This is a genomic window from Streptomyces sp. CA-294286 (assembly GCF_050947155.1).
In the GTDB taxonomy this organism is placed as follows: domain Bacteria; phylum Actinomycetota; class Actinomycetes; order Streptomycetales; family Streptomycetaceae; genus Streptomyces.
This window is the reverse complement of the sequence record NZ_CP192005.1, coordinates 1,323,222-1,339,661: the sequence shown is the minus strand read 5'-3', so window position 1 is coordinate 1,339,661 and position 16,440 is coordinate 1,323,222. Positions and strand designations below refer to the sequence as shown.

Here is a 16,440-nt window from a genome sequence, read left to right as displayed (position 1 = left end):
GCTGCGCGGCCGGTCCGGGCTGTCCGGCAAGTTCGGGCCGTCCGGTCCCGGCCGGCTGTTCGGACTGTTCGGCCGTCGGGGCGCCGGCTCCCCGCCACCGTCGGCCGCACCCCGGCCCGGCGCACCGGCATCGGCCGTGCCCCAGCCCGTCGCGGCGCCGTCGGCCGCACCACAGCCGCTCGCGCCGCCGGCCGACCCGCAGCAGCCGTACCCCGCGCATCCGGCACTGCCGGGCCGCCCGCCGCCGTCGGGCGGACCACGCCTCGCGAACGGCGCCCCCGCGCCCCCCGGCCCGAACGGTGCGCGCACCGCGTACGGCCCGCCCCTCCCTCAGCACGTTCAGCTCACGCACGATCCGCACACCCCGCAAGCCGCTCGGACCGCGCACGACCCGCACAGCCCCTTCAGCGACCCCACACCGCTCGGCGGGCACGCCCCCCAGGGCGCGCACATCCCGCACGGTGCGCACCTCCCGGCCGGCGCGCACACCGCGCACAACGGCCACCCGGCGTACGGCCCGCACGCCGCGCAGGTCGGGCACCCCGCGTACGGCCCGCGTCCGGCGCAGGGGCCGGGGGCGGTGCCGCAGGCCGTCAGACACGGGGAGGTCCGGGGAGGCCGCTGGGGGCCCCTGCTGCCCGCCGCCCTCGCGGGAGCGGCCGCCCTCGTCCTGGCCGCCGGTGTCGTCCAGACCCTCGGCCAGCACCGCGCCCTGTTCCCCGGCGGCACCACCGGCTGGTCGCTCGCCCTGCTCACCGCGGCCATCGTCGGCTACCTCGTCGTTCTCGGCAGGGACAGGTGGTGGGGCGGCACGGGCTCGGGGGCGGCGCTCACCCTCGCCGTCCTGCTGCTGTACGGATGGGTTCCGGCCGGGCTGGTCAGCCTGGCCGTCGTCGTGCTGGTGGGCAGTGCGCGCAGACGCCGCTGGCGGCAGGGCGTGCTGCACGGCGCCGCCGACATCCTCGGCATCGCGGCGGCCGCCCTCACCCTGGCCGTCCTCGGCGAGGTCCCGACCGTGGAACAGCCCTGGCAGCCGGTCGGCTGGGACTGGGGTGTGGTGCCCCAGGTGGTGCTGGCGGCGACCGTGTACCTCCTCGTCACCCGGCTGCTGCTGTGGGCGGTGGCGGTCCCGCAGCCCGGCCGGATGCCGTCCGCCACCCGAACGGCCCTGGTGAGGCTGGGACTTGCGTGCGGCGCCCTGCTCGGCATCGCCCCGTTGATGTGCGTCGTCGCGCTCGCCCTGCCGGTGCTGATGCCGCTGTTCGCGGTACCGCTGATCGCCCTCGACTCCACGCTGTGGATAGCGCGGGCGCGGGCCGAGGAACAGTTGCGGGACCCGCTGACCGGGCTGCCCAACCGGCAGTGGCTGCTGGAGCGCGCCCGGCCTGCCCTGGAGGAGGCCGAGTCGGTCGGGACGCGCTCCGCGCTCGTCCTCATCGACATGGACCGGTTCCGCTCCGTGAACGACACCCTCGGGCACCTCGCCGGCGACCGGCTGCTGCTCCAGATAGCCGACCGGCTGCGCAGGGCGCTGCCCCGGGGCGCGGAGGCGGCCCGGCTCGGCGGCGACGAGTTCGCCGTACTGCTGCCCCGGACCGAGTCCGCGACGAGCGCGCAGCGCATCGCCCGGCACCTGGTGGCGGAACTGGGGTCGCCCCTCGACCTCGACGGGCTGACGCTGGTGCTGGAGGCGAGCGCGGGAGTCGCCGTCTTCCCCGATCACGCGCTGGACGCCGAGGGGCTGCTGCGGCGGGCGGACGTGGCGATGTACCAGGCGAAGCGGGACCGCAGCGGTGTCGAGGTCTACGAGTCCAAGCGGGACTCCAACACCCCCGACCGGCTCGGCCTGCTGGGCGACCTGCGGCGGGCGCTGGACGCGGGGGACGTGGAGCTGCACTACCAGCCCAAGGTGCGCTTCGACGGGCAGGTCGCCGGTCTGGAGGCGCTGGTGCGGTGGGTGCATCCGGAGCGGGGACGGGTCCCTCCCGACGAGTTCATCGCGATCGCCGAGTCGTCGGGGCTGATGCCGCACCTCACGGAGTACGTACTGGAGACGGCCCTCGCCCAGGTCGCGAGGTGGCGGGCGCAGGGCCTCGACGTGCCGGTCGCGGTGAACGTCTCCCCGCGCGACGTGCACACGCCGGGCTTCGCGGGAGCGGTCGCCGGACGGCTGGCGCGGCACGGGGTGCCCGCCGGATCCCTCCAGTTGGAGATCACCGAGCACGTGCTGCTGGAGGACCCGCAGCGCGCCGCCGACACCCTCGCCGCGCTCACCGGGCACGGGGTGAAGATGTCGCTCGACGACTTCGGAACGGGTTACTCGTCGCTGGTGCACCTGCGGCGGCTGCCGGTGAGCGAGCTGAAGATCGACCGGTCGTTCGTGGCGCGGCTCGCGGTGGACACGGAGGACGCGGAGATCGTGCGGTGCACGATCGATCTGGCGCACTCGCTGGGGCTGCTGGTCGTCGCGGAGGGCGTCGAGGACGACGAGACGTGGGAACGGCTGCGGGACCTGCGGTGCGACGCGGTGCAGGGCTGGCTGGTGGCCGCGGCGATGCCCCCGGAGGAGGCGACGGCCTGGCTGCTGGCCCGTGGGTCGCGGGGGTGGCAGCGCCCGGCGGAACTGGCGGCCGCCGCAGAGGCGGTGGGGATGGAGCAGGAATAGGGGCCACAGGTGTGGCGCGGGGCCCCGGCGGAACTGTTTCGCGGGCAGGGGGCCGCGCCCCATAGGATTGGGCCGCCCACCACACCGCACACCAACCCCTGAGGATCGCTGCATGCCTGGCATCACGCGCGAGGAGGTCGCACACCTCGCACGGCTGGCGCGTCTGGAGCTGAAGCCCGAAGAGCTTGAGCACTTCGCCGGTCAGCTCGACGACATCATCGGCGCGGTCGCCCGCGTCTCCGAGGTCGCCGACCAAGACGTACCGCCGACCTCCCACCCGCTGCCGCTGACCAACGTCATGCGCGCGGACGAGGTACGCCCGTCGCTCACCCCCGAGCAGGCGCTCTCCGGCGCCCCGGCCCAGGAGCAGCAGCGTTTCAAGGTGCCGCAGATCCTGGGGGAGGACTAATCAGCATGACGACCGACATCATCAAGCTCACCGCGGCCGCGACCGCCGAGAAGATCGCCTCCGGCGAGCTCACGGCCGTCGAGGTCACCGAGGCCCACCTGGCCCGGATCGACGCCGTCGACGAGAAGGTGCACGCCTTCCTGCACGTCGACCGCGAGGGTGCGCTCGCGCAGGCCCGCGCCGTCGACGCCAAGCGGGAGGCCGGCGAGAAGCTGGGCCCGCTGGCCGGCGTCCCGCTCGCGCTCAAGGACATCTTCACCACCGAGGGCATCCCGACCACCGTCGGCTCGAAGATCCTCGAAGGCTGGATCCCGCCGTACGACGCGACGCTCACCAAGCGCCTCAAGGCGGCCGACATCGTCATCCTCGGCAAGACCAACATGGACGAGTTCGCCATGGGGTCCTCCACCGAGAACAGCGCGTACGGACCGACGGGCAACCCCTGGGACCTCACCAAGATCCCCGGCGGCTCCGGCGGCGGCTCCTCCGCCGCCCTCGCCTCCTACGAGGCCCCCCTGGCCATCGGCACGGACACCGGCGGCTCCATCCGCCAGCCCGCCGCCGTCACCGCCACCGTCGGCGTCAAGCCCACCTACGGCGCGGTCTCCCGCTACGGCATGGTCGCCTTCTCCTCCTCCCTCGACCAGGGCGGGCCCTGCGCCCGTACGGTCCTGGACGCGGCGCTCCTGCACGAGGTCATCGCCGGGCACGACCCGCTCGACTCGACCTCCATCGACGCCCCGGTCCCGCCGGTCGTCGAGGCCGCCCGCAACGGCAGCGTCGAGGGCATGCGCGTCGGCGTCGTCAAGCAGTTCCGCGGCGAGCACTACCAGGCCGGCGTCCTCCAGCGCTTCGACGAGTCCGTCGAGCTGCTGACGAAGCTCGGCGCCGAGATCGTCGAGCTGGACTGCCCGTCCTTCGACCTGGCGCTCTCCGCGTACTACCTGATCGCGCCGTCCGAGTGCTCCTCGAACCTGGCCCGCTTCGACGCCATGCGCTACGGCCTGCGCGTCGGCGACGACGGCACCCGCTCCGCCGAGGACGTCACCGCCCTCACCCGCGAGGCCGGCTTCGGCGACGAGGTCAAGCGCCGCATCATCCTCGGCACGTACGCCCTGTCGAGCGGCTACTACGACGCCTACTACGGCAGCGCCCAGAAGGTCCGTACGCTCATCACGCAGGACTTCGAGAAGGCCTTCGAGCAGGTCGACGTCATCGTCTCGCCGACGACGCCCACCACCGCCTTCCCGATCGGCGAGCGCGCCGACGACCCGATGGCGATGTACCTCGCCGACCTGTGCACCATCCCGACGAACATGGCGGGCAACGCCGCCATGTCGCTGCCCTGCGGCCTCGCGCCGGAGGACAACATGCCGGTCGGGCTCCAGATCATCGCCCCCGCCCTGAAGGACGACCGTCTGTACAAGGTCGGCGCTGCTGTCGAGGCCGCCTTCGTGGAAAAGTGGGGGCACCCGCTGCTTGAGGAGGCACCGTCGCTATGAGCCCCATGCCCATCAAGGCCAAGGGATTCAAGAATTCCAAGGCCGGTACGTACCTGTCGATCGGCTCCACCGCCTTCGGCGCGATCAGCGTCGCCAAGCAGGCCAGGATGGCCCGCAAGGACAATGACACGCTCCGTCTCGTCGACGCCGTTGTCTCCGCCGCCGCCATCGTCACCGGCCTCGCTCTGCTCTACCGCGAGCTGAAGAAGCTCGGCGACGACGACGTCCTGCTGGGCTGAGAGGGAAAGTTACACCGTGACCGTCACTGAACTGGTGTCGTACGAGGACGCGCTCGCGACCTACGACCCCGTCATGGGCCTGGAGGTCCATGTCGAGCTCGGCACAAAGACCAAGATGTTCTGCGGCTGCTCCACCGAGCTGGGCCAGGACGCCAACACCCAGACCTGCCCCACCTGTCTCGGACTGCCCGGCGCGCTGCCGGTCGTCAACGAGATCGGCGTGGAGTCCGCCATCAAGATCGGCCTCGCGCTGAACTGCGAGATCGCCGAGTGGTGCCGCTTCGCCCGGAAGAACTACTTCTATCCGGACATGCCGAAGAACTTCCAGACCTCCCAGTACGACGAGCCCATCGCCTTCAACGGCTACCTCGACGTACAGCTGGAGGACGGCGAGATCTTCCGCGTGGAGATCGAGCGCGCCCACATGGAGGAGGACACCGGCAAGTCCACGCACGTCGGCGGCGCGACGGGCCGCATCCACGGCGCCTCGCACTCCCTGCTCGACTACAACCGCGCGGGCATCCCGCTCATCGAGATCGTCACCAAGCCGATCGAGGGCGCGGGCGAGCGGGCTCCCGAGGTCGCCAAGGCGTACGTGGCCGAGCTGCGCGAGGTCATCAAGGCGCTCGGCGTCTCCGAGGCCCGGATGGACAAGGGCCAGATGCGCTGCGACGTCAACCTCTCGCTGCGCCCGCACGGGCGCGAGGCGTTCGGCACCCGCAGCGAGACGAAGAACGTCAACTCGCTGCGCTCCGTGGAGCGCGCCGCCCGGTTCGAGATCCAGCGGCACGCCGCGGTGCTCAACGGCGGCGGCACGATCATCCAGGAGACCCGGCACTTCCACGAGGAGGACGGCTCGACGACGTCCGGTCGCATCAAGGACAACGCCGAGGACTACCGCTACTTCCCCGAGCCGGACCTGGTGCCGGTCGCCCCGGCCCGTTCCTGGGTCGAGGAACTGCGGGCGGCCCTTCCCGAGATGCCGCGCGTGCGCCGCAACCGCCTCCGCGAGGAGTGGGGGGTCAACGAGCACGACATGCAGTCGATCCTCAACGCGGGCGCGGTCGACCCGATCGTCGCCACCATCGAGGCGGGCGCCGACTCGGCGTCGGCCCGCAAGTGGTGGATGGGCGAACTGGCGCGCAACGCCAACGAGACCGGCCGGGCGCTCGACGAACTGCCGATCACCCCGGCCCAGGTGGCCCGGGTCGCCGCTCTGGTCGCCGCAGGCGACCTGAACGACAAGCTGGCCCGTCAGGTGATCGAGGGCGTCCTCGCAGGTGAGGGCGGCCCCGACGAGGTCGTCGAGAAGCGCGGCCTGAAGGTCGTCTCGGACGACGGCGCGCTCGGCGCTGCGGTCGACGAGGCCATCGCGGCCAACGCTGCCATCGCGGACAAGATCCGCGGCGGCAAGGTCGCGGCCGCGGGCGCCCTGGTCGGCGCGGTCATGAAGACCACCCGGGGTCAGGCGGACGCGGCGCGCGTGCGCGAACTGATCCTCGAACGGCTGGCCGTGAGCGAATGATCGGGTACAGCCCGGAGAGGCTGGGCGTCGAGGACTGACGTTCCGTCGTACGAGTCGAGGGGCCCCGGTCGAGATTCCGCGACCGGGGCCCCTCGGCGTACGCGGGGCCGGTGCGGGCCGGTGAACCACGGGACCCGCGCACGGCGTCCTCACCCGGAACGGTGCACGGAGCGACGGGGGAGCGGTGGCCAGAACACGCGGGTACGACCAGGACGAGCGCCGGGAAGCGGACGAAGGCGGTCCGGACAGCGAACGGAGCGCGCACGATGCCGGGCCCGCGTACGACGCCGGGGGAGCGCACGATGCCGGGCCCACGCGCGAGGCCGGGGGAGCGCGCGACGCCGAAGGGCCGCACAGGAGCCGCAGCTCCCGCCGTACGAGCGGCAGCCGTGCCCCCGACGGCAGCGGCGACCCCCGTCCCCCGACCGGCAGCCGTGCCCCCGGCGGCAGTCACGACCCCCGCCCGCCGCGCGGCAGCCACAGCCCCCGTCCCCCGACCGGCAGCGGCGACCCCCGCCTGCCGCGCGGCAGCCGAGACTCCCTCGACCCGCGCGCCGGCCGCGATCCCCGCGATCCCGGCCCTCCGTACGGTCGAGGGGAATCGGCCGGCATCCGGTACCGCGAGGAGGACTACAGGCCGGTGCCGTCCCGGGTGCGTGCCTGGCCGGACGGCCGTCACTGGGGCGAGGACGGGCGGGGGCGCGGCGCGTGGCAGCGGGGGCGGATCGTCGCGCTGTGCGCGGTGGCGCTCGGACTCCTGCCCGTGCTCCACCCCCTCGTTCCCGACGCCCGCGGTCTCGGCAGTTCCCTGGAGACCTTTCTGCCCTGGCTCGGGCTGCTCGTCCTGCCGGTGCTGGCGTGCGCCTGGCGGCGGAGATCGGCGTTCGCGGTGCTGGCTCTCCTGGTGCCGGTCGGCGCGTGGGGCGGGATGACCGGCGGCGCCGCCGCCTTCGCGTTCGCCACCGGTCAGGAGCACTCCTTCGGCGTCGTCCAGCACAACATCGCCGACGACAACCCCGACCCCACCGGTGCGGTACGGACGCTGGCGGCGACCGGCCCCGGGCTGATCGCCCTGCAGGAGGTCACGGCCGGGGCGGCGGCGAAGATCGACCGCGAGCTCGCAGCGGCGTACCCGCACCACGCGGTGCGGGGCACGGTCGGCCTCTGGTCGCGGTACCCGCTGAGTGACGTACGCCCCGTGGACATCAAGCCGAAGGGCATCACCGAGCCGTGGCAGCGTGCCCTGCGGGCCACGGCGCTGACACCGCGGGGGTTCGTGGCGGTGTACGTCGTGCACCTGCCGTCGGTGCGGGCGGCCTGGCCGCAGGGCCTGAAGACCGGGTGGCGCGACGAGGCCGCCCGGCGGCTGGGGGAGGTGCTTGCGGCGGAGACCGTGGACCGCGTGATCCTGCTCGGCGATCTGAACGGGTCGGCGGACGACCGCGGGCTCGATCCGGTCGCGTCCCGGTTCGACGACACCGGTCGCGGCTTCGGCTTCAGCTGGCCGCGGAGTTTCCCGGTGGTGCGGCTCGACCACGTGATGGTGCGGGGCGGGGAGATCGTCCGGTTCGGGACGACGGCGACGACCGGGAGCGACCACGTACCGGTGCTGGCCGGCGTGCGGTTCTAGCCGGAGGCACCCGGAGCGGCCCGCGGAGCGCTTCCGCTTCCCGGCGGCCGCCCGGACGTTCACCGCCGGTCCTGTCACGGGCCTTCTCCCCGTCACCGGGGCTCAGTAGTTTCCCGGCATCACCACTGACTCGGGAGGCTCCCTTGGCCACTGACCTCACTCGGCGCCGGCTCTTCGCGATCGGCGGCGGGGCGCTCGGAACCGCTGCGGCGGGCTCGCTGCTGCCGCCGTCCCTGCAGGCGGCGATCGCGGCGGGACGCCCTCCGGAGGGCGGGCTGCGGGCGCTCAAACATGTGGTCGTGCTCATGCAGGAGAACCGTTCCTTCGACCACTACTTCGGGACGCTGCGCGGCGTGCGCGGGTTCGGCGACCGCAACGCGATCGAACTCCCGGGCGGCAGGCCGGTGTACGAGCAGCCGGGCCCGCTGAGCACCGTCCTGCCCTTCCCGGTGCGCGACGCGGCGGACGCGCAGAAGAAGGACCTCCAGTACATCGGCGACCTCGACCACTCCTGGGGCGGCGGCGCGAAGGCCTGGAACCAGGGCTGGATGAACGGCTGGGTGACCGCCAAGACCGGCGCCACCATGGCGTACTACGACCGCCGCGACCTGCCCCTGCACTACGAGCTCGCCGACACCTTCACCATCTGCGACGCCTACCACTCCTCCATCCACACCTCCACCAGCCCCAACCGCAACCACCTGTGGAGCGGCTGGACGGGGTACGAGGCCGACGGCAGCCGCGCGGTCACCAACGCCGCGTACGCCGAAGGCACCCACCCCGGCTACCCCTGGCCGACGTACGCGGAGCGGCTCCAGAAGGCGGGCCGCAGCTGGCAGACGTACCAGGAGTGGGAGAACTTCACCGACAACAACGCCGAGTTCTTCACCACCTTCAAGAACGTGGCGCGCAAGGCCCTGGCGAAGACCGGCGGCTTCACCTTCATGGAGGGCTTCTACGCGAAGGTGCGCGGGACGCAGGACGCGGCCGAACGGGCACGGTTGCTGGACCTGTTGGAGGAGGGCGTCGCCACGCTCACCGGCCACGAGCGGCAGCTCTTCGAGCGGGGACTGCGACGCGGCGAGACCGGCAGCCTGGCCGAGAACTTCCGTGCCGACGTCGCCGCCGGGAAGCTCCCCGACGTGTCCTACCTGGTGCCCTCGGCCGTCGACTCCGAGCACCCGGGCTCCTCCTCGCCGATCGCCAGCGCCTCCCTCGTCTACCGGGTCCTCGACGCGCTGGCCTCGCACCCCGAGGTGTGGCGGCACACCGCCGTCCTCATCAACTACGACGAGAACGACGGCTTCTTCGACCACGTGCCGCCGCCCGTACCGCCCGCCGACAACACCGACGAGCGCTGGAAGGGCCTGCCCACCGGGCTCGGCATCCGTGTCCCGATGCTGGTCGTCTCCCCGTGGACGGTCGGCGGCTACGTCTGTTCCGAGACCTTCGACCACACCTCGGTGATCCGCTTCCTGGAGCGCTGGACCGGCATCCGCGAACCCCACATCACCCCCTGGCGCCGCCAGGTCACCGGCGACCTCACCTCCGCCTTCGACTTCCACCGCGCCCACCGGCAGCCCGCCGTGGACCGGCCCGGCGCTATCCCGCCGTTCAGCGGGCGGTGGCGTCCGGTGCCGCCCGCCGTGCAGCGCATGCCCGTGCAGGAGCCCGGAAGGCGGCGCGCGCGGGCCCTGCCGTACCAGCCCGACGTGGACGGGAGGCTGTCCGGCGGGAAGGCCGTGCGGCTGTCCGCACGGAACTCCGGGCGCGCGAGCGTGCACTTCGCGCTCTACCCGTACGCGGGCGAGTTCGCCGTGCCGCAGCACCTGGACGTACGGGACGAGGAGACGTGGACCGTGCCGCTGGCCGGGGACGCGTACCGCTTCACCGTCACCGGGCCGAACGGCTTCCGGCGCGAGTTCGCGGGCGCCGCGACCGGGACCGCGGAGCTGACCAGCCGGATCGAGGCACGCGACCGGGACCTGCACCTGACCCTCACCAACCGGGGGCGGCGGCCGGTCACCTTCACGGTGCAGCCGCTCGCGTACGCCGACGAGGAGGACCTCGACGTGCGGCACCCCCGCCGCGTCACGGTACGGCCGGGGCGCAGCCGGCGCGTCGTCCACTCGGCGGCCGACGCGCACGGCTGGTACGACCTGGCGGTCACCGTCGACGCCGAACCGGGCTTCCGGCGGCGCCTGATGGGGCACATCGAGAACGGGCGGGCCAGCGTCTCGGGGTGAGGCGGGAGCCGTCGGACGGCTGTGCGAAGATCCCGTCACCTGAGTGGGCACCACCGGCAAGGGAGAGCGGGATGTTCGGCACAGACCTCAACGGCGACGGCTCGGCGGTGCTGGGGCCGCTGGAACCGTGGCAGGCGGAGGAGTTCCTGGCCCACGTCGACCGGGGCCGGGAGTACATCGGGCAGTACGTCGGTCTGCCGGACGCCAACAAGGACCTCCCGGCCGCGCGGGCCTTCCTCCAGCGGTACGCGGACAAGGCCGCCGCCGACGCGGGCCGGATCCTCGGCATCCGGCTCGACGGGACGCTCGTCGGCGGCGTCATGTTCCGGCTCTTCGACGCGGCCGCGGGCACCTGCGAACTCGGCTGCTGGCTGGAACCGACCGCCGCCGGACGCGGGCTGGTCACCCGGGCGTGCGGGGTGCTGATCGACTGGGCGGTGGATGTGCGGGGCATCCACCGCGTCGAGTGGATCGCCGACGCCGAGAACACCGCGAGCATCAACGTCGCCAAGCGGCTCGGCATGCGCAAGGACGGGGTGCTGCGGGAGGCGTACCTCTACCGGGGGGCCCGCCGGGACGAGGAGATGTGGTCCGTGCTCGCGCCCGAGTGGCGGGCCCACCGGGCGGCCGAAGCGGCTCGTTAAGGGGTCTCTCAGACGCGGCCCCTAGCGTGCGGCGCATGAAGGCCACCACCCGTACTGAGACCGTGCCCGCGAACGACACCGAGAACGAGAACGAGACGCCGCCGGAGACCACGGCTGCCACGGCCGGGGCGCACACCGCCGCCGACGCCGGGGCCGCGGACGAGTCCGACGGCGCGGACGACGCGAAGCAGACGCCCGCCGGGGAGGAACCGGTGGGAGCCGGGCCCGGGGAAGAGGCCGCCCGCCCGGGATCCACCGGGACGGCCGCGGGCGTCGCGGGGGTCGTCTCCGGCGGGCTCGGCCTGGTCGCCCTCGTCGGCGGCTGGCCCAGCAGGGTCCTCGCCGAGCGCGAAACCCTGGACGGCCAGCTCCACCTCACCCAGGGCAGTGCCCCCGGCGCCCAGATCGACGGCCTCTACGGCAACGCCTGGCACATGACCGCCCTGGTCAACGGCGGCTTCGCGCTGCTGGCCGTGCTCGCGGGAGTGGGGGCGCTGCTGGCGCTGCGGACGTCCGCCTCACGTGCCGCGGCCGGGGCGGTGCCGCGTCCGACGTGGATGCGGGTGGCCGCCTGGGGTGGTGTGGTGCTGGGCATTCTGGGCCTGGTGATCTCGGCGGGGCTGTACTTCGACCTGTTCGCACCGATGCCGACGCCCCCGGTGGCACAGGGATAGGGCGGTCGGTCGGGGCCTTGGCGGCGGCGGCGCGGTCCTAAGGCCCCGACCCGCCCCTAAGCCCCCACCTCACCCCCGCCCCTAAGCCCCGTACGACCCGCGCACCCCCGGCACCTTCCCGATGTGCCGGCACCCCCTGGGAAGCGAGAGTTGAGGCATCGCAAGGCGCACCGGCCTTGTCGAGCAGGACCCACGCAACGCCCAGGAGCCCCAGATGTTCGAGTACGAGATCCACCAGAACCGCAGCGCCGAACTCATCGAGCAGGCCGCCCGCGTGCGGCTCGCCCGGCAGGCTCTCCGGAAGGAGCGCAGGAACCACAAGAACCCGAGCCGACAAGGGAGTTCGTACCGGAGCCACTTCACCCGCGCCGCCTGACGGGTCGCACCCGTGCCCGCCATGCGGACAAAGGGTGAGCCCGCGTCGAAGCCCTGTGCGATGCTCGGCGTCGTGGAGACCAGGTCTGTCAGTCCCGTGTTCGTCGGCCGTACCGGCGAACTGAGCACGCTCACCGATGCGCTCGCCCGCGCCACCGCGGGCGAGCCACAGGCGTTGCTGCTCGGCGGAGAGGCGGGGGTCGGCAAGACGCGGCTCGTGGAGGAGTTCCTCGGCACACTCCACGGCGACGACCGGTCCGAGCGCGACCACGGCCACGCCGAAGACAGCGCCGCCGCCCTCACCCCTGCCCCCGTCGTCGCCCTCGGCGCCTGCGTGGAGATCGGCGCCGAGGGCCTCCCCTTCGCCCCCTTCTCCGCCGCCCTGCGCGCCCTGCACCGGCTCCTTCCCGACGAGCTGGCCACTGCCGCCGCCGGACAGGAGGACGAACTGGCCCGACTGCTTCCCGAGTTGTACGAGGCACCCGGCTACGTCCCGCACCCGACCCGTACCGCGGCCCCCGCCGAGGACGCCACCGCCCGCCTGTTCGAGCTGGCCGTCCGGCTGCTGGAACGACTGGCCGCCGACCGGACCGTCGTCCTCGTCCTGGAGGACCTGCACTGGGCCGACGCCTCCACCCGCAACCTCCTCGCCTACCTCTTCCGGACCCTGCGCACCGGCCGTCTCCTCGTTCTCGCCACCTACCGCGCGGACGACATCCACCGCCGCCATCCGCTGCGGCCCCTCCTCGCCGAACTCGACCGGCTGCGCACCGTCCGGCGCATCGACCTGCCCCGGTTCACCCGCGACGAGGTCGACCGCCAACTGGCCGGGATCCTCGCCTCCGTACCCCAACCCGCGGTCGTGGACGAGGTGTTCGGTCGGTCCGACGGCAACGCCTTCTTCGTCGAGGAGCTGGCCGTGTCGATGTGCGCCGGCTGCCGCACCGGCCTCACCGACTCCCTGCGCGACCTCCTCCTCGTGCGGGTCGAGGCGCTGCCCGAGGACGCGCAGAAGGTGGTGCGGGTCGTCGCGGAAGGCGGCTCCACCGTCGAGTACCGGCTGCTGCTGGCCGTCGCGGGGCTCGACGAGGACGAGCTGCTCGGGGCGCTGCGCGCCGCAGTCGGCGCCAACCTCCTCCAGGTCGCCCCGGACGGCGACAGCTACCGCTTCCGGCACTCCCTCGTACGGGAGGCGGTCAGCGACGACCTGCTGCCGGGGGAGCGGTCACGGCTCAACCGGCGCTTCGCCCAGGCACTGGAGGCCGACCCCTCGCTCGTGCGGAGCGGCGAGCGCTCCACCCGGCTCGCGAGCTACTGGTACGCCGCCCACGACCCCGCCAAGGCGCTGCCCGCCGTGCTCGTCGCCGCCGTCGAGGCCCGCAAGCGGCACGCCAGGGTCGAGCAACTCAGCCTGCTGGAGCGGGCATTGGAGCTGTGGGAGGACGTACCGCAGGAGGTGCGGGCGCAGCTGCGGCCCATCGACTTCGCCGAGGTCTACCCGCCGTGCGGCTGCGACCCGGCCACCACCCCGCTGCGCTACCTCGACCTGATGGCCGAGGCCGCCGTGGCCGCCCGCCTCGGCGGCGAACGCGAACGCGCCCTCAAGCTCGCCAAGCGCGCCCTGCGCCTCCTGGACGAGGAGTCGGGACCCGAGCGCTCGGAGGCCGACGCCCTGCGCGCCGCCTGGTTCTGGATCCAGCGCTCCAAGGTGGTGCTCGGACTCGCCAGGGGCGACGGGCGCGCCGAGCTCGCCACCGCCCAGGAGCTGGTGCGCGGGCTGCCGCCGTCCGCCGTGCACGCCGACATCCTCGCCCAGGTCGCGGGCTGGCAGATGCTGTACGAGCCGGGCCCCGAAGCCATCACGATCGCCGAGCAGGCCGTCTCGTACGCGCGGATGGTCGGCGCCGAGGACACCGAGCTCAACGCCCGCATCACCCTCGGCGGCCTGATGATCGACTCCGGTGACGTCGAGGCCGGGCTGGCCGACCTGCGGGCGGTGCGCGACCGCGCCCGCGAGCTCAACCTGATCACCGTCGTCAATCGCTGCTACACCAACCTCCCCTCCCACCTGGAGGCCGTCGGCCGGTCCCGGGAGGCCGCCGAGATCTGTGCCGAAGGAGTGGCGTACGCCCGCGCGCACGGCTTCGCCGACGCCGAGCACTGGGTGCTCGGCAACCAGGCGGAGTCCTTCTTCGCGCTCGGCCGCTGGAGCGACGTAGCGGCGATCTGCACACTCGCCGAGGGTGCCGCCCCCAGCGCCCGGCCGCGCGGCCTTGTCGCCGTCCGGCAAGCGGAACTCGCCCTCGGCACCGGCGATTTCGCTTTCGCCGCCGAGCGGTTGACCGTCGCGACGAACTGCTTCGGCCCGTACGACGTGATGCCCCAGCACATGCTGCCGCTGCACCGCATCGCCCTCGCGCTCGCCGCCCACGAGGGCCGCATCCTCGACGTGCGTGCCGAATTCGCCCGCGCCGCCGACGGCGGCTTCCGGCTCGGCACCCACCGCTTCGCCTGGCCGGTCCTCCTCGAAGCCGCCACCGCGGAGGCCGACGCGCGAACCGTGCCCGCCGCGGACCCCGGCCGTTCCGAAGCCCTGGCCCTGATCCGCTCCCACGCGAAGCGGCTGGCCACCGGGGTGCCCCTGTGGCGCGCGCACGAGCTGTGGGTGCGGGGCGAACTCCGGCGCGCGGAGGGCACCGACACCCCCGCCGACTGGGCGGAGGCCGTCACCGCCTTCGAGGCGCTGGAGCGTCCGTACGACCTGGCGCGCGTCCGGCTGCGCTGGGCGCACTCCCTCCTCGTGGCGGGCGCACGGGCCGCCGACCGGGACCGGGCCGCCGAGCTGCTCCGCCTCGCCGGGGCGGTCGCCGGCCACCTGGGGGCCAGGCCGCTCGCCGAGCAGGTCACGGCCCTCGCCCGACGTACCCGGACGGCGTCGGCCCCCGCCCTCACGCACGAGACCGCCGGCGCACGGACCCCGGCCTTCCGGCTCACCCCGCGCGAGCGCGACGTACTGCGGCTGGTCGCCGCGGGCCGCAGCAACCGGCAGATCGCCGAAGAGCTGTACATCTCGCCCAAGACCGCGAGCGTCCACGTCTCCAACATCCTCGCGAAGCTGGAGGTGACCGGGCGGGGCGAGGCGGCGGCCCTCGCCCACCGGCTCGACCTGTTCAAGGAGGAGTCGGCGACTAGGTGAGGGGCTCGTCCGGGGAGGGCGCCGGCACGGGCGAGCAGCCGCCGACCCGGCCGGGTCGGCGGCCGGGCGAAGGTGCCGGCTACTTGACGGTGACCTTCAGGATCCGGTCGTCGCCCGGTTCCGGCGTCCCCCGCGAGTCCGTCTCGCTGGTGACGAGGAGGAGCTGGTCGCCGCCGACGGCGAGGACCGTGCGCAGCCGCCCGTGCTTCTCCGTGAGGAAGGCCTGCGGTTCGGCGACCGGCTTCGCGCCGGCCAGCGGCACCCGCCACAGCCGTTCGCCGCGCAGCCCGGCCACCCACACCGACCCCTCGGCGAACGCGATCCCGCTCGGTGAGGCCTCGGACGTCCTCCACTGGGCGACCGGGTCGACGAACCCCTCCTTGCCGCCCTTGCCCTCCACCGTCGGCCACCCGTAGTTCCGGCCCGGCTCGATCAGGTTCAGCTCGTCCCAGGTGTCCTGGCCGAACTCGGCCGCCCAGAGCCGGCGGTCGGCGTCCCAGGCGAGACCCTGGACATTGCGGTGGCCCAAGGAGTACACGACCGAATCCGCGGACGGGTTGCCGTGCACGGGCTGCCCGTCGGGCGTCATCCGCAGGATCTTCCCGGCGAGCGACTTCGGGTCCTGCGAGAGGCCGCGTTCGCCGGTCTCGCCGGTCCCCGCGTACAACATCTTGTCGGGGCCGAACGCGATCCGCCCGCCGTTGTGCGTCACCCCCTTGGGGATGCCCTTGAACACCGTGTCCGGGGCGCCGAGCTGCTGGCCGGGCGGGCGCTTGTCGTCGTAGCGCATGCGGGCGATGCGGTTGTCCGACGCGGTGGTGAAGTACGCGTAGACCTGCTGGTCCTTCGCGTACGACGGGGACAGCGCGAGCCCCATCAGGCCGCCCTCCCCGCCCGGGGACGCCCCGCCGACCCTGCCCACCGGGGTGAGCTTGCCCGTCTCGGCGTCGACCCGGGTGAGGGTGGTCTCGTCGCGGGACGAGACCAGGAGGTCGCCGTCGGGCAACGCGGCCACGCCCCAGGGGGACTTGAGGCCCTCGGCGAGCGTGCCGGTCACGGTGGCGGAGCCCCGGGCGGGGGGACCGGAGGGGGAGGCGGGGGTGGCGGGGCCGGATGCGGGCCCGGACGCGGAACTCGTGCTCGTGCCGGGGGACGCGGCGCCGCCGCCGGGGCCCTGGCCGGAACACGCGGCCAGGCACAGGAGCGCTCCGGCCGTGACACCGGCCACCATCTGGGGATGTCGCACGATGGGATTCCTTCCACTCAGCGGACCCCCATGCTCCTACAACCCCACCCCGCCACCACCGCGCGCAACGCCCCCGAACACCCCCGCGG

12 protein-coding genes are annotated in these 16,440 nt (G+C 73.6%); 11 read left to right on the top strand and 1 reads right to left on the bottom strand.

The features are described 5' to 3' along the window. The first annotated feature begins 580 nt into the window (after positions 1-580). The 11 genes from ACQPZG_RS10525 to ACQPZG_RS10475 all read left to right on the top strand — a co-directional run bounded on the left by ACQPZG_RS10525 (position 581) and on the right by ACQPZG_RS10475 (position 15,105). The gene (locus tag ACQPZG_RS10525; protein ID WP_433549346.1) at positions 581-2,665 is read left to right on the top strand and encodes a putative bifunctional diguanylate cyclase/phosphodiesterase; all 2,085 of its coding nucleotides are present in this window, start codon (positions 581-583) and stop codon (positions 2,663-2,665) included. A 112-nt stretch (positions 2,666-2,777) separates the two neighbouring features. Further along, positions 2,778-3,074, top strand: a complete 297-nt coding sequence (gene gatC, locus ACQPZG_RS10520; RefSeq protein WP_007384860.1) for an Asp-tRNA(Asn)/Glu-tRNA(Gln) amidotransferase subunit GatC — start codon at positions 2,778-2,780, stop codon at positions 3,072-3,074. Positions 3,075-3,079: 5 nt separating this feature from the next. Beyond that, positions 3,080-4,576 (top strand): Asp-tRNA(Asn)/Glu-tRNA(Gln) amidotransferase subunit GatA, encoded by a 1,497-nt coding sequence (gene gatA, locus ACQPZG_RS10515; protein ID WP_433545543.1) that lies wholly within the window; start codon positions 3,080-3,082, stop codon positions 4,574-4,576. Next, a complete protein-coding gene (locus ACQPZG_RS10510; RefSeq protein WP_362416023.1) occupies positions 4,573-4,815 on the top strand; it encodes a hypothetical protein in 243 nt (80 codons plus the stop codon). Before gatA ends, ACQPZG_RS10510 begins: the two co-directional genes overlap by 4 nt. Before the next feature lie 16 nt (positions 4,816-4,831). After that, positions 4,832-6,340 (top strand): Asp-tRNA(Asn)/Glu-tRNA(Gln) amidotransferase subunit GatB, encoded by a 1,509-nt coding sequence (gene gatB, locus ACQPZG_RS10505; RefSeq protein ID WP_433545542.1) that lies wholly within the window; start codon positions 4,832-4,834, stop codon positions 6,338-6,340. Between the two features lie 184 nt (positions 6,341-6,524). After that, the gene (locus tag ACQPZG_RS10500) at positions 6,525-7,970 is read left to right on the top strand and encodes an endonuclease/exonuclease/phosphatase family protein (protein WP_433545541.1); all 1,446 of its coding nucleotides are present in this window, start codon (positions 6,525-6,527) and stop codon (positions 7,968-7,970) included. 143 nt (positions 7,971-8,113) lie between these two features. Further along, positions 8,114-10,216: a phosphocholine-specific phospholipase C gene (locus ACQPZG_RS10495; RefSeq protein WP_433545540.1), complete on the top strand. Its 2,103-nt coding sequence runs from the start codon at positions 8,114-8,116 to the stop codon at positions 10,214-10,216. 71 nt (positions 10,217-10,287) lie between these two features. Beyond that, positions 10,288-10,860 carry a GNAT family N-acetyltransferase gene (locus tag ACQPZG_RS10490; protein WP_433545539.1) on the top strand — a complete coding sequence of 191 codons (573 nt, stop codon included), beginning with the start codon at positions 10,288-10,290 and terminating at the stop codon, positions 10,858-10,860. 35 nt (positions 10,861-10,895) lie between these two features. After that, positions 10,896-11,534, top strand: a complete 639-nt coding sequence (locus ACQPZG_RS10485) for a hypothetical protein (RefSeq protein WP_433545538.1) — start codon at positions 10,896-10,898, stop codon at positions 11,532-11,534. Positions 11,535-11,748: 214 nt separating this feature from the next. Continuing rightward, the gene (locus ACQPZG_RS10480) at positions 11,749-11,910 is read left to right on the top strand and encodes a hypothetical protein (protein WP_433545537.1); all 162 of its coding nucleotides are present in this window, start codon (positions 11,749-11,751) and stop codon (positions 11,908-11,910) included. Between the two features lie 60 nt (positions 11,911-11,970). Continuing rightward, on the top strand, positions 11,971-15,105 hold the full coding sequence (locus ACQPZG_RS10475; protein ID WP_433549345.1) for a helix-turn-helix transcriptional regulator: 3,135 nt from the start codon (positions 11,971-11,973) through the stop codon (positions 15,103-15,105). Positions 15,106-15,184: 79 nt separating this feature from the next. Here the strand turns inward: ACQPZG_RS10475 and ACQPZG_RS10470 are convergent, their stop codons facing one another. Continuing rightward, positions 15,185-16,336: a PQQ-dependent sugar dehydrogenase gene (locus ACQPZG_RS10470; RefSeq protein WP_433549344.1), complete on the bottom strand. Its 1,152-nt coding sequence runs from the start codon at positions 16,334-16,336 to the stop codon at positions 15,185-15,187. Between the last annotated feature and the right edge of the window lie 104 nt (positions 16,337-16,440).

Excerpts from the sequence above, each read along its gene's own strand:
- gatC (WP_007384860.1), top strand. The coding sequence starts at position 2,778 with ATGCCTGGCATCACGCGCGAGGAGGTCGCACACCTCGCACGGCTGGCG.
- gatA (WP_433545543.1), top strand. The coding sequence starts at position 3,080 with ATGACGACCGACATCATCAAGCTCACCGCGGCCGCGACCGCCGAGAAG.
- ACQPZG_RS10510 (WP_362416023.1), top strand. The coding sequence starts at position 4,573 with ATGAGCCCCATGCCCATCAAGGCCAAGGGATTCAAGAATTCCAAGGCC.
- ACQPZG_RS10490 (WP_433545539.1), top strand. The coding sequence starts at position 10,288 with ATGTTCGGCACAGACCTCAACGGCGACGGCTCGGCGGTGCTGGGGCCG.
- ACQPZG_RS10485 (WP_433545538.1), top strand. The coding sequence starts at position 10,896 with ATGAAGGCCACCACCCGTACTGAGACCGTGCCCGCGAACGACACCGAG.
- ACQPZG_RS10480 (WP_433545537.1), top strand. The coding sequence starts at position 11,749 with ATGTTCGAGTACGAGATCCACCAGAACCGCAGCGCCGAACTCATCGAG.
- ACQPZG_RS10475 (WP_433549345.1), top strand. The coding sequence starts at position 11,971 with ATGCTCGGCGTCGTGGAGACCAGGTCTGTCAGTCCCGTGTTCGTCGGC.
- ACQPZG_RS10470 (WP_433549344.1), bottom strand. The coding sequence starts at position 16,336 with ATGGTGGCCGGTGTCACGGCCGGAGCGCTCCTGTGCCTGGCCGCGTGT.